The 12,694-nt window shown below is 73.4% G+C and carries 9 protein-coding genes and 1 pseudogene; 5 read left to right on the plus strand and 5 right to left on the minus strand.

The genetic code is table 11. The annotated features are described in order from the left end of the window. Window position 1: 1 nt before the first annotated feature. Window positions 2–710: pseudogene (locus MRQ36_RS18160) on the plus strand (ComF family protein). A gap of 249 nt (window positions 711–959) precedes the next feature. Further along, complete coding sequence (gene hpf / locus MRQ36_RS18165) at window positions 960–1,592, plus strand: ribosome hibernation-promoting factor, HPF/YfiA family (RefSeq protein WP_242797069.1); 633 nt, start codon at window positions 960–962, stop codon at window positions 1,590–1,592. 98 nt (window positions 1,593–1,690) lie between these two features. Here the strand turns inward: hpf and MRQ36_RS18170 are convergent, their stop codons facing one another. After that, window positions 1,691–2,812: a GNAT family N-acetyltransferase gene (locus MRQ36_RS18170; protein WP_242797071.1), complete on the minus strand. Its 1,122-nt coding sequence runs from the start codon at window positions 2,810–2,812 to the stop codon at window positions 1,691–1,693. Further along, window positions 2,809–3,975 carry a GNAT family N-acetyltransferase gene (locus MRQ36_RS18175; RefSeq protein ID WP_242797073.1) on the minus strand — a complete coding sequence of 389 codons (1,167 nt, stop codon included), beginning with the start codon at window positions 3,973–3,975 and terminating at the stop codon, window positions 2,809–2,811. The genes MRQ36_RS18170 and MRQ36_RS18175 overlap by 4 nt, the downstream gene beginning before the upstream one ends. Before the next feature lie 160 nt (window positions 3,976–4,135). On the opposite strand from MRQ36_RS18175, the gene secA reads away from it, so the two are divergent. Continuing rightward, window positions 4,136–7,057, plus strand: coding sequence for a preprotein translocase subunit SecA (gene secA, locus MRQ36_RS18180; RefSeq protein WP_242797075.1), 2,922 nt, complete (start codon window positions 4,136–4,138; stop codon window positions 7,055–7,057). Between the two features lie 72 nt (window positions 7,058–7,129). On the opposite strand, the gene MRQ36_RS18185 is transcribed toward secA, so the two are convergent. Both MRQ36_RS18185 and MRQ36_RS18190 read right to left on the minus strand, forming a co-directional pair. After that, window positions 7,130–7,777: an Rv3235 family protein gene (locus MRQ36_RS18185; RefSeq protein WP_242801206.1), complete on the minus strand. Its 648-nt coding sequence runs from the start codon at window positions 7,775–7,777 to the stop codon at window positions 7,130–7,132. Window positions 7,778–7,878: 101 nt separating this feature from the next. Further along, complete coding sequence (locus MRQ36_RS18190) at window positions 7,879–8,106, minus strand: AlpA family transcriptional regulator (protein WP_242797077.1); 228 nt, start codon at window positions 8,104–8,106, stop codon at window positions 7,879–7,881. Window positions 8,107–8,302: 196 nt separating this feature from the next. Here MRQ36_RS18190 and MRQ36_RS18195 point away from each other — a divergent pair, with 196 nt between their 5' ends. Next, window positions 8,303–8,812 carry a hypothetical protein gene (locus MRQ36_RS18195; RefSeq protein WP_242797079.1) on the plus strand — a complete coding sequence of 170 codons (510 nt, stop codon included), beginning with the start codon at window positions 8,303–8,305 and terminating at the stop codon, window positions 8,810–8,812. Between the two features lie 43 nt (window positions 8,813–8,855). Here the strand turns inward: MRQ36_RS18195 and MRQ36_RS18200 are convergent, their stop codons facing one another. Next, window positions 8,856–9,884 carry a hypothetical protein gene (locus tag MRQ36_RS18200; protein WP_242797081.1) on the minus strand — a complete coding sequence of 343 codons (1,029 nt, stop codon included), beginning with the start codon at window positions 9,882–9,884 and terminating at the stop codon, window positions 8,856–8,858. Window positions 9,885–10,936: 1,052 nt separating this feature from the next. Between MRQ36_RS18200 and pruA the strand changes: the two genes are divergently transcribed. Next, window positions 10,937–12,565 carry an L-glutamate gamma-semialdehyde dehydrogenase gene (pruA, locus tag MRQ36_RS18205; RefSeq protein WP_242797082.1) on the plus strand — a complete coding sequence of 543 codons (1,629 nt, stop codon included), beginning with the start codon at window positions 10,937–10,939 and terminating at the stop codon, window positions 12,563–12,565. Window positions 12,566–12,694: the final 129 nt, after the last annotated feature.

Consider the following 12,694-nt stretch of genomic DNA (forward strand, 5'->3'; position numbering starts at 1 on the left):
GGTGCCGGGCGGATTCTTCGCGGACCTGACCGATCTGGTACTGCCCGCGGACTGCGCGGGGTGCGGGTCGCGGTCGGGGAACCTGCGCCGGGGCTGCTGCCCCCGGTGCGTCGAGGAGCTGGCGGCCCTGCGTCCCGGCCCGACCCGTCCCACACCTGCCCCACCCGACCTGCCGCCCTGCACCGCGCTCGGCCCGTACGCCGGTCCGCTGCGGGAGACGCTGCTGGCGTACAAGGAGCGGGGCCGGCACGGGCTGGCCCGGCCGCTGGGCGCGCTGCTCGCCGAGGTGGTGGTCGCGGCGGTGGGGCAGCGGCGGCCGGTGGCCCTGGTGCCGGTGCCGGACACCGCCCCGGCCGCCCGGGCCCGGTACGGCGACCATCTCGGACGGTTGGCCGGCCACGCGGCCGGGCGACTGCGCAGCCCGGCTGGCCGGTACGGGTGCTGCGGCCGGTACGGGCGCTGCCCTGGCCGGACTCGACGGCGCTGGACAGCGCCGCCCGGGCCGCCGCCGCCGACGCGGCGTTCCGGTTGCGGCGGGGACCGCTGGCCGGGCGGGTCCCCCGGGCCCGGACACCGTCGTGGTGCTGCTCGACGACATCGTCACCACCGGGGTGACCCTGGCGGCGATGAGTCGGGTCTTGCACGCCGCGGGAATGCCGCCATTCGGCGCGGCGGTGCTCGCCGCAACGCAAAAACGGCGCCATTGGTGACGCTTCGTGTTTCCGTTTCACCCCTTGGTGTATGAGCTGTGAAAATTCCTGGGCGTCCTCGACAACCGGGGGTGACTGTCGGGCGTACAGGCGTTAGCGTTTTCGTGTCGGGGGTAGGAGGTTTTCCCACCCACCCCGGCGGTGAGAGGAGGCGTAGCCGTACTGACCCGGTCGACGCCGAGTGGGGAGCTCCCAGGGCGTGCGGACCGGGATACCGGAACGAAGGACCGTCCGAACAAGGGAGGTCACGTGGACATCGTGGTCAAGGGCCGTAACGTCGAAGTGCCGGACCATTACCGGGTGCACGTAGCTGAGAAACTCGCAAAGATCGAACGCTACGACCACAAGCTCATTCGAGTTGACGTCGAGTTGTTCCATGAGCGGAATCCACGCCAGGCCGATCACTGCCAGCGGGTGGAAATCACCTGCGTGACGCGGGGTCCGGTGATCCGGGCCGAGGCCTGCACGAACGACTTCTACAGCGCGCTGGACGCGGCCATCGCCAAACTCGACACCCGGTTCCGCCGGGCCGCCGACCGCCGCCGGGTCCACCGGGGCCGGCACGCGCCGCTCTCCGTCGCCGCCGCCACCGCCGACCTGCCGGTCGCCCTCCCCGCCGCCGTGTCGACCAACGGCGCCGGCTCGGCCACCGCGCTCGCGGAGCGGACCGACGAACCCCTCGACGAGTACGACGACCAGCCCTGGCACATCGCGCGGGAGAAGGTGCACCCCGCCGAGCCGATGACCGTCGACGACGCCCTGTTCCAGATGGAACTGGTCGGCCACGACTTCTACCTGTTCCACGACAAGGAATCCGGCCGGCCGAGCGTGGTCTACCGGCGGCACGCCTACGACTACGGGATCATCTCGCTCGACACCTGAGCGGCGGCGCGGGGCCGGGGCGGCGCAGCCGCCCCGGCCGTGTCCACCTGCAAGGAAGGGCCCCCTGTTAACGCCTGCGGTAGAGCAGGGGCCCCCTGTTAACGCGCCGGACCCGCCGGGCGGTCCGTGGCGAGCACGGCGTGCAGCACCGAGTCGACGCGGGTGCCGTCCGGGCCGGGGAGCCGGCCGCGCAGCAGCCCCTCCCGCCGGAAGCCGGCCTTCTCCAAGACCCGCCGGGAGGCCACGTTCTCCTCCCGGGTGCCGGCCCAGAGCCGGGCCAGCCCGATGTCGAACGCCCAGTCGGTGACGAGCCGTACCGCCCGGCTGGCGAAGCCCCGCCCGCGCGCCTCGGGGAGCAGGCTGTAGCCGAGCATGGCCTGGCCGGTCGACGGCTCGTCGTAGAACAGGGCGCAGCCGCCGGCGAACCCGCCGGTCGTCGCGTCCAGCACCGCGAGGTCGGCAGCGCGGCCGGCCAGCCAGTGGTGCTCCGCCAGGTGACAGCGTCGCTCGGCCCAGTCCCGGGTCGGTGGCGCCGGTGGCACCCGGTTGGCCACCACCTCCGGCAGGGTGTGCAACCGGTACAGGGCGTCCGCGTCGTCCGGGGCGAGCCGGCGCAGGGTCACCACGCCGTCGGTGAGCCGGCCGGCGGGCAGGTCGGGCAGGAGCCGCGCCACCGGGCCGGGCGGGTCGTCGGCGAGGCGGACCCAGACGCTCATGTCGTGCCGCACCCCGTCCTGCGGTGCGCCGGCCGCGCGCCGGTCGCCCTCGTACCGGAAACCGGCGGCCAGGGCGACCCGCTGGCTGGCGCCGTTGTCCAGGAGGGTGAGCAGTTCCAGCCGGCCGGCCCCGGCGGCGAGGGCGGCGTCGGCGAGGGCCCGCGCGGCGGCCGTGGCGACGCCCCGCCCGCGCGCCGCGGGCGTCACCCAGTAGCCGAGCTCCCAGTGGCCGCGCACCGCGCTGAGCAGCGTCAGCCCGATGCCGCCGAGCAGCCGGTCGGACCGGGGGTCGGCGATCGCGTACGCGGCGCCACCGGCGGTCCAGGCGGCCGGCGCGCCCTCGGTGATCCACCACCGCGCGGTCTGCTCGGTGTACGGGTGCGGCATCGCCGGGATGAACCGTCGGGTGACCGGGTCGGCGCAGCCCGCCACCACGTCCCCGGTGTCGCCCGGGCGGAACAGCCGCAGCCGCACCCCGTACGCCTCGACGGTCTCCGGCGTCATGCCAGGTCCCCGGCGACCAGCGCGGCGATCCAGGCGTCGCTCCGGCCCTCCCGGGTGGGTAGGCCGTCCCGGGCGGTGCCCTCGAAGGCGAAGCCGGCCTTCTCGGCGACCCGCCGGGACGCCGTGTTGCCCACCAGCGCCCGCCACTCGATCCGGGCCATGCCCAGCGTGGTGAAGCCCCACGCGGTGAGCGCCCCGAGCGCGGCGGGCATGTAGCCCCGGCCGCGGGCGTGCGGCGCGGTCATGAAGCCGACCATGCCCGTGAGCGGGTCGGCGGGGGAGATCCGCAGGTCGATCGAGCCGACGTAGTCGTCCGCGGCGTCGGCGACGGCGAAGTACGCCCCGGTGCCCCGGGCCCAGGTCGCCTCGGCGATGTCCCGCCGGAAGCCCTCGGCGTGCGCCCGCTGGTAGGGGTGCGGCACGGTGGTCCACCGCAGGGTGTCGGCGTCCCGGCAGGTCGTCACGATCGCGTCGAGGTCCCGCTGCTCCATCGGGCGCAGCCGCAGCTCGATGGCGCCCACGGTGGCGAAGAGGACGGGCTGCGGGCGGCCGAAGACGGCGGCCCGGCGGGCGGCGAGCGTGTCCGGGCCGGCCGGGGCGGGGGCACCCGGGGCGGCCAGTTCGTCCGGCAGGAGCGAGCCGACCCAGGCCTCCGGCCGACCACCGGTGGACGGTTCGGCGAGGCGGAGCTCGCCCTCGATCCGGAAGCCGGCCCGGAGCGCCACCAGCCGGGAGGCGTGGTTGCCGATCTCCGCCTGCCAGATCAGCCGGCGCAGCTTCAGCGTCTCGAACGCCCAGCGGGCGACCGCCCGGGTGGCCCGGACGGCGACGCCCCGGCCGCGCGCCCAGGGGGCGGTCCAGTAGCCCACCTCGGCGGAGTCCCGGACCCGGTCGACGGAGACCAGGCCGCAGGAGGCGAGCAGCTCACCGCTCGCCGCGTCGCAGACCGCGAAGTGGGCCCCGGTGCCCTCGGCCCAGGCCCGGTCGCTGATCCCGGTGACGTACCCGAGGGCATGTTCCGGCAGGTACGGGCGCGGTACGGTGGTCCAGCGCTGGATGTCCGGATCCTGGCAGGCGCGGTGCACCGCGTCGGCGTCCTCCGCCTGCCAGGGTCGCAGCAGCAGGCCGTCCTCGATGATCTCCACAGGCTCCACCCGAGCCATCGTGCCGGATCGTTCGCGGACGGCGTAACCGGATAACCGCCGGTCAGTGCGTGGGCCGCGCGTTATGTCGGTTTCGCTGCGGCGGACCGCCGCCACCAGTGACCATCGACGCACCGGAGCGCCTACGATGGTTCGAGACTGTCTAGGGGAGCGTTGATCCGTGTCGATTCTGGAAAAGGTCCTTCGCGCGGGCGAGGGCCGCATGGTGCGTCGGCTCAAGGCCATCGCCGCCGCCGTCAACTCGATCGAGGACGACTACGTCAACCTCAGCGACGACGAGCTGCGGGGCCTGACCGCCCAGTACAAGGAGCGGCTCGCCGACGGGGAGACCCTCGACGACCTGCTGCCGGAGGCGTTCGCCACGGTGCGCGAGGCGGCGGCCCGGGTGCTCGGCCAGCGGCCCTACGACGTCCAGGTGATGGGCGGCGCGGCGCTGCACTTCGGCAACATCGCCGAGATGAAGACCGGTGAGGGCAAGACCCTGACCTCGGTCATGGCGGTCTACCTCAACGCGCTCTCCGGCAAGGGCGTGCACGTGGTCACGGTGAACGACTACCTGGCCCAGCGCGACGCCGCCTGGATGGGTCGGGTGCACGAGTTCCTCGGCCTGACCGTCGGGGTGGTCCTGCCGAACCGGCCGGCCAGCGAGCACCGCGCGGCGTACGAGTGCGACATCACCTACGGCACCAACAACGAGTTCGGCTTCGACTACCTGCGCGACAACATGGCCTGGTCGCGGGACGAGTTGGTCCAGCGCGGCCACGGCTTCGCCGTGGTCGACGAGGTCGACTCGATCCTCATCGACGAGGCCCGCACCCCGCTGATCATCTCCGGCCCCGCCGAGCACTCCGCCCGGTGGTACCAGGAGTTCGCCGGCGTGGTGGCCCGCCTCCAGCCGGGCACCGACGGCGAGGGCGACTACGAGGTCGACCACGCCAAGCGGACCATCGCCATCACCGAGCGCGGGGTGGCCAAGGTCGAGGACCGGCTCGGCATCGACAACCTCTACGAGTCGGTGAACACCCCGCTGGTCGGCTACCTCAACAACGCGATCAAGGCCAAGGAGCTCTACAAGCGCGACAAGGACTACATCGTCAGCGACGGTGAGGTCCTGATCGTCGACGAGTTCACCGGCCGGATCCTGCACGGTCGCCGCTACAACGAGGGCATGCACCAGGCGATCGAGGCCAAGGAGGGGGTGGAGATCAAGCAGGAGAACCAGACCCTGGCCACCATCACCCTGCAGAACTACTTCCGCCTCTACGAGAAGCTCTCCGGCATGACCGGTACCGCCCAGACCGAGGCGGGCGAGTTCAACAAGGTCTACAAGGTCGGCGTCGTGACCATCCCGACGCACCGGCCGATGGTCCGCCTCGACCGGGCCGACGTCATCTACAAGACCGAGAAGGCCAAGTTCAACGCCGTCATCGAGGACATCGCCGAGCGGCACCAGGCCGGCCAGCCGGTGCTCGTCGGCACCGTCTCGGTGGAGAACTCGGAGATCCTCTCCACGCTGCTGCGCCGCCGCGGCATCCCGCACTCCGTGCTGAACGCCAAGTTCCACGCCAAGGAGGCGGAGATCGTCGCCCAGGCCGGGCGCAAGGGCGCGGTCACCGTCGCCACCAACATGGCCGGCCGGGGTACGGACATCCTGCTCGGTGGCAACGCCGAGTTCCTGGCCGCGAACGAGCTGCGCCAGCGCGGCCTGGACCCGGTCGAGCAGCCGGAGGAGTACGCCAAGGCGATGGAGGAGGTCCTGCCCACCTGGAAGCAGGCCTGCGACGTCGAGGCGGAGGAGGTGGCCGCCGCCGGTGGCCTCTACGTGCTGGGCACCGAGCGGCACGAGTCCCGCCGGATCGACAACCAGCTGCGGGGTCGGGCCGGCCGGCAGGGTGACCCGGGCGAGTCCCGCTTCTACCTCTCCCTCCAGGACGAGCTGATGAAGCGGTTCCGGGCCGGTGCGGTCGAGGCGGTGATGGACCGCTTCAACATTCCCGAGGACGTGCCGATCGAGTCGAAGATGGTCACCCGCCAGATCAAGAGCGCGCAGGCGCAGATCGAGGGCCAGAACGCCGAGATCCGCAAGAACGTCCTCAAGTACGACGAGGTGCTCAACAAGCAGCGCCAGGTCATCTACGCCGAGCGTCTCCGGGTGCTCAACGGCGAGGACCTCTCCGATCAGGTCCGCAACATGATCGACGACGTGGTCGGCGCGTACGTGGTGGGTGCCACCAGCGACGGCTACGCCGAGGACTGGGACCTGGAGCAGCTCTGGGCCAGCCTGAAGCAGCTCTACCCGGTGGGCATCACCATCGACGAGTTGGAGGAGGAGGTCGGCTCCCGGGCCGGCATCGACCAGGACTTCCTGCTCGCCCGCCTCAAGGAGGACGCGCACGCCGCGTACGACCGGCGCGAGGAGACCCTCGGCGAGGAGGCGGTCCGCCAGCTCGAGCGGATGGTGCTGCTCCAGGTCATCGACCGCAAGTGGCGTGAGCACCTCTACGAGATGGACTACCTGCAGGAGGGCATCAACCTGCGGGCGTACGCCCAGCGCGACCCGGTGATCGAGTATCAGCGCGAGGGCTTCGACATGTTCGCCACCATGATGGACGGCATCAAGGAGGAGACGGTCGGCTTCCTCTACAACCTGGAGGTCCAGGTCGAGGAGCCCGAGCCGGAGGCCGAGGAGGTGCAGCTGCTGGAGAAGCCGGTGGAGATCCGCGCCAAGGGCCTCAACCAGCACCCGCAGCAGCAGGGCCTGCAATACTCCGCCCCGACCATCGACGGTGAGGCGGGTGCCGGTGCGGTGGCCGTGGAGCGTCCGGACGAGCAGGCGCCGGCCCTCGGGCTGGGCCGCTCGGAGGCCCCGGAGCGTCCCGCCGCCCCGGCCCGGCCGGCCGCCCCGCGTCGTCCCGCCGCGGCGGGCATGAGCGGCCAGGCGGTCGCCGCGAGCACCGCCCGTCGGGCGGCTCCCGGCCAGGTCGACGGCAGCGCTGAGGGTCCGTCCCGCAACGCGCCCTGCCCGTGCGGCTCCGGCCGTAAGTACAAGCGCTGCCACGGCGCCCCGAACAACGGCGCCTGACCGACACCACCCGCGTACGCGACGGGCCCCGGCCACCCGGCCGGGGCCCGTCCGCGTCTGCCAGCGAGGTGGTCAGAGGACCTGGAGGGTGGTGCAGAGCCAGCTGCCGCGGCGATGTTCGAGCCGGAGCGCCATCGCCCAGCTGGTGCCGCCGGTGGTGCTGACCACCACGGCGGCTTCCACCGCACCGGTGCGGGGTTCGCAGACCCGCAGCCGGCGCAGCTGCACGCTGGGGCGGCCGGCGCGGCGGCGTACCGGGCCGACGCGGCGGGCCGCGCAGGCCAGCTCGGCGGCCACCTCGGTGACGCTCCCCGGGTCGGTGAGCGGCCGGAGCTGCCCCGGCGGCCGGTAGCCGTTCAGGATCTCCAGGCAGGTGCGGGTGAAGCGGTGGGCGGCCCGGGCCGCCTCCGGGGTGGCGGTGGCCCGGGCGGCCGGCGGTGGCGTGGCGGCCGGGTGCCGGCCCGGCCCGGCCGGTGCCGGGCGGAGCTCGGGGTGGCTCCCGGTCGCGCGACCCGGTTCGCGCCGGGCCGGCCGGCCGGGATCGCGCCCGAGCGGGCGGCCGGGATCGCGTCGCCGAGAGTCGAACAGGTCGAGGGTGAGCTGGTCGGCGGTCGGCCGGAACCAGGCGTCGTCCTCGTCCACGAAGGGCGGGTCGATCGGGGGCGCGGGGCGCAGCCGGACCGGGGGACGTGGTGCCGGCGGGCGGCGGGTGTCGACCATCCTCAACCCCTATCCCTTGCGTTTGCCTTCGTTTGCCTCCGACAGCATCCAGTTTCGGGCATCACAGTGCCGACCGTCAATGGCGGTACGGGATCGGGTGGTCACTCGGTGTCGCGGTCGGTGAGCGGGTTGCCGCGCACCCACTCGGCGGTCTCCGCGTACTTCTGCTGGATGTAGTCCTCCAGGCGGGCGCGCTCGACGCGCCACTGCCCCCGGCCGCCGATCTTGATGGCGGGCAGCTCACCGCTGCGCACCATGTGGTAGACCTGCGAGTCCGACACGTTCAGCTCGGCGGCCACGTCGGACAGGAGCAGGAACCTGGGCTCCACGGCGTACTCCCGGGGTTGACGTCGTTTGCTTCAGTTTGCCACCGGCGGCCGACACTGCGGGAGTGCCGGGCGGGGGACACACCGACGCGGAACTTCCGGCGGAGCCGGTGCGAGGTGTATGACGGTGACGGCGTACGGCATGATCGGCGCCCGGGACCGGCGACCGCCGGTCCGGCCTGAGCGCGGGGAGACACCGGTGACCGACGAGCTTGTCCGGGTGTACGTGCCGGCGACCGTCCCGATGCTGGCGCGGCTGCGCGAGCAGGGGCTGACCGCCGCCGAGGCGCACGCGGTCACCCCGAGCCTGCGCGAGTGGTACGCCGAGGGCGACGAGGAGGAGCTGGAGTACGTCGCCTTCACCCGGGCCGCCCAGGACGCGCTGCTGCTGCTCCGGTCCGACCCGTCGGCGCCGAGGCGTCGGGTGGTGGTCTCGGTGGACCTGCCGGCCAGGGCCGTCGGGCGGGTCGACGGGGAGCTCGGGTCGAGCCTGGTCGGGCTCGCCGAGCCGGTGCCCGTACGCGCCGTCGCCGCCATCCACGTCGACGGCGCGGAGGCGGTGGACGAGGTGACCGCCGCGGTGGAGGTGGTGGTCGAGGCGCAGGCCGGTGACCCGGACGCCCAGTTCACCGTCGACGGTGCCGAGGACCACGAGCTGGAGTGGTACGACCCCTCCGAGCTGGACCTGCTGCTCCGCCAGGTCTCCTGATCCGGTCCGCCCGGTCCCGCCGGCTCCGTCGCGTGGCGGTGGGTCAGAGGGCGGCCGTCTCCTCGACCGGCTCCGGCTCGTCGTCGGTGCGCGGGCCGAGCGTCCGGCCGAAGGCGACGAGCGTGGTGAGCGCGCCCACGAAGAGCACCCAGATGCCGTTGTCCACCCGGGAGGTCCCGAGTGACGTCTGGGCGACCGCGTCCGCGTCGCTGAGTGCGGCGGCCAGGTCCAGCAGGCCGCGCCCGCCGACCCGGATGATCACCTCGGTGAGCAGCAGGAGCAGGCCCGGCCCGGCCCCCGCCAGCAGGTACGCCGGCCAGCGCAGTGCCGGCGTGGCCGGCTCCCGGCGGGTGGCCCGGCGGCGGGCCCAGGTCAGATAGCCGAAGGCGACCAGCCCGGCGACCAGCCCGGCGAGCAGGGACTCGGTGCGGGACACCCACTTCGCGGCGGTGAGCACCGACTCCTGGGTGTCGCCCGCGCCGAAGAGGTCGGAGAGCGGGTCCCGAGCCCGGCTGAACGCCACCACGAAGATCAGCGCGGCCAGCGCGGCGGCCGCGACCGCCCCCACCACCCGGCTGGTACGCGCCCCGGCAGCCGCGCCACCGATGATCGCGGCGGCAGCCGTGGTGCCGGCGATGGTGTTGGTGGTCGCGTTGTCCGCGTACGTCAGGTTGATGGCGACGGCCGTGGCCAGGCCGACCAGCAGGCCGGTGCCGACGGCGGCGAGGAACCGGAGGGTGGCCCCGGCGCGGCGCCGGGCGAGCAGGTTGGTGACGGCCAGGGCGACCGCGGCACCGGTGACCAGCGCGGCGGAGATCACGCCGGGCAGCGCGTACGCGGAGAGGCTGATCGCGGTGACCCCGGCGGCGGCCGAGGAGATGGCGGCCCGGGTCGACCAGAGCATCGCGGCGAGCCAGCCGACGGAGAGTAGGGCGAGCAGCGCGGCCCCGGGCGCGTACCCGGGCGCCCCGGTGCCCTCCGCCACCGGCCCGGCCTGCTCGGGCTGCACGGCCGGCGGGGCCTCGGGCTGGTCCGGCTCCGCGGCGGTGGAGCTGCCGGGCTGGTTGCTCATCGTCTCCCCTTCGACGCGGGCGCCGACCCCACCGGCGCGCGGGGCGGGCAGGTCACCGGCCATCCAGGGTACGCGCCGCCCGGCCCCGGTCCCGCGCCCCGCCCGCCGCGTCCGCCCGCCCTCGCAACCGTGGCGCCATCCGCGCGGTCCGGTCCGCAGGCTGGCCCTGGTCCTGCGGCGTGGCTCCGGTCCGCCGGCTGCCCTCGGTCGTTCGGCATGGCTCAGTTCCGCTGGCTGGACCGGTTGACCGGCTGGATTCGGTCGGTCCGGCCCGACACCCTAGGCCTACCCCGGTCGACCTGGCCCGGACCGTCCGGGCCCAACTCGCTGGCTGCGGCCCGGCCGGCCCGGCGTCCCGTGCTCATGCGGCCGGACTGGCATTCGTGCTCGTGTGGCCGGACCGGCGTCCCGTGCTCGCGCGGCCAGGGCCTCCTCCAGCCGCCTACGAACTTGATTACGAAGATGAATCAGCCGGGCCATGGCGGCCGAGTGGTGGAGGAGGAGTTCCCCTTCGTCGACGGGGTGACCCGGGACCGTGGTGCCTCGAGTGGCGGTGGACTCCCCGGGACGGGACGGGACGGGACGGGACGGGACAGCATGGCACGGGACGGGGCGTGGCGGGCGTTGGCGGTGGGGCAGCGGCGGACCGGGCCCGAGGTGATTCATCAATGCCATCAGGTTCGTAGCCACCGGGACGAGCGGGCGGGAAGGCGCGGCACGTCGCGACTCGGGGCCGACGGGCGCCGGGGCGGTCTCCAGGGTGCCGTCGTCGGGGTTACGGATCGTAGGAGCGGAGCGGCATCGGGGGGAGGGTTCGTCGGTCAAGTGGGCCCCCGGCCGTTGGTCCGTTGTGTGCCGGTGCGTACCGGTCAGGCCGCGCCGGCCGGGCGGGGCGGCCGGGGCCGGGTGGGGACGGGGCTGTCGCATGGAAGAATCGGGACAGGTCCCGCCGCCGCGACCGGTCCGCCGCGCGGTGTCCGGCGGCCGGCCGTCCGGTCGGTCCCTGCGGGTCCGGTTTCGCCACCGCTGTCGAGATCGCACAGGAGCCTGTGATGGACGCCGTGTTCTCCGTACCCGAGCCGCGCAACGAGCCGGTCCGCACCTACGAGCCGGGCAGCACCGACCGGGAGCGGCTCCAGCGGCGGTTGGCCGAACTGGCCGCCGAGCGGATCGAGCTGCCGATGACCATCGCCGGCGAGCAGCGGATGGCCGGCGGTGAGTCGATCGACGTGGTCCAGCCGCACAAGCACGCGCACGTCCTCGGGGTCACCGGCCACGCCACCCACGACGACGCCCGCGCCGCAGTCAAGGCCGCCAAGGACGCCGCCCCGATGTGGCGGGCGCTGCCGTTCGAGGAGCGGGCCGCGATCTTCCTGCGCGCCGCCGAGCTGCTCGCCGGTCCCTGGCGGGACACCCTCAACGCGGCCACCATGCTCGGCCAGTCCAAGACGGCCGTGCAGGCGGAGATCGACGCGGCCTGCGAGTTCATCGACTTCCTCCGGTTCAACGTGCACTTCGCCCGGCAGCTGCTGGAGGCGCAGCCGATGTCCTCGCCGGGCGTGTGGAACCGGTTCGACCACCGGCCGCTCGAGGGCTTCGTCTACGCGGTCACCCCGTTCAACTTCACCGCGATCGCCGGCAACCTGCCCTCGGCGCCGGCCCTGCTCGGCAACACGGTGGTCTGGAAGCCGGGCCCCACCCAGCAGTTCGCCGCGCACTTCACCATGCGCCTCTTCGAGGCGGCCGGCCTGCCGCCGGGCGTGATCAACATGGTCACCGGGCGCGGCGAGGAGGTCTCCGACGTCGTGCTGGCCGACCCGGACCTGGCCGGCATCCACTTCACCGGCTCCACCAAGGTCTTCCAGCACCTGTGGAAGACGGTCGGCGAGAACATCGCCGGCTACCGGGGCTACCCGCGGCTGGTCGGCGAGACCGGTGGCAAGGACTTCGTGGTCGCGCACACCAGCGCCGACGTGGACGCGCTGCACACCGCGCTGATCCGGGGCGCCTACGAGTACCAGGGCCAGAAGTGCTCGGCCGCGTCGCGGGCGTACGTGCCGCGGTCGCTCTGGGAGGGTGGGCTGCGCGACCGGCTGGCCGCCACCGCCGACTCGCTGACCTACGGCGACGTCACCGACTTCACCAACTTCGGTGGCGCGGTGATCGACGACAAGGCGTTCGGCCGGCACACCGCCGCGCTGGAGCTGATCTCCGGTGACGACAGCTGCCGGATCCTGGCCGGCGGCACCGCCGACGACTCGGTCGGCTACTTCGTCCGGCCGACCCTCTTCGAGTGCTCGGACCTGGCGCACGAGACGTTCACCACCGAGTACTTCGGGCCGATCCTGGGCGTGCACGTCTTCGACGACGCCCGCTTCGACGACGTGGTCACCCAGGCCGAGTCGATCGCCCCGTACGCGTTGACCGGGTCGATCTTCGCGACGGACCGTCGGGTGGTCGACGCGGTGGCGGAGAAGATGCGGTACGCGGCCGGCAACTTCTACATCAACGACAAGCCGACCGGCGCGGTGGTCGGGCAGCAGCCGTTCGGCGGCGCCCGGGCCAGCGGCACGAACGACAAGGCCGGCTCCTGGCACAACCTGGTCCGCTGGATGTCGCCGCGGACGATCAAGGAGACCTTCGTCCCGCCGACCGACCACGGCTACCCGCACATGGGCTGACGCTGCGTAAGGAGGGGCCCCTTGTTAACGCACGCCTGTTAACAAGGGGCCCCTCCTTGCACCCGGGTGGGGTCCCTGGCGGACTGTCGTCGGCCGACAGTGCACATAGGAAATCCCATTGGGTGTCGA

Source organism: Micromonospora sp. R77, assembly GCF_022747945.1.
Lineage (GTDB): Bacteria > Actinomycetota > Actinomycetes > Mycobacteriales > Micromonosporaceae > Micromonospora.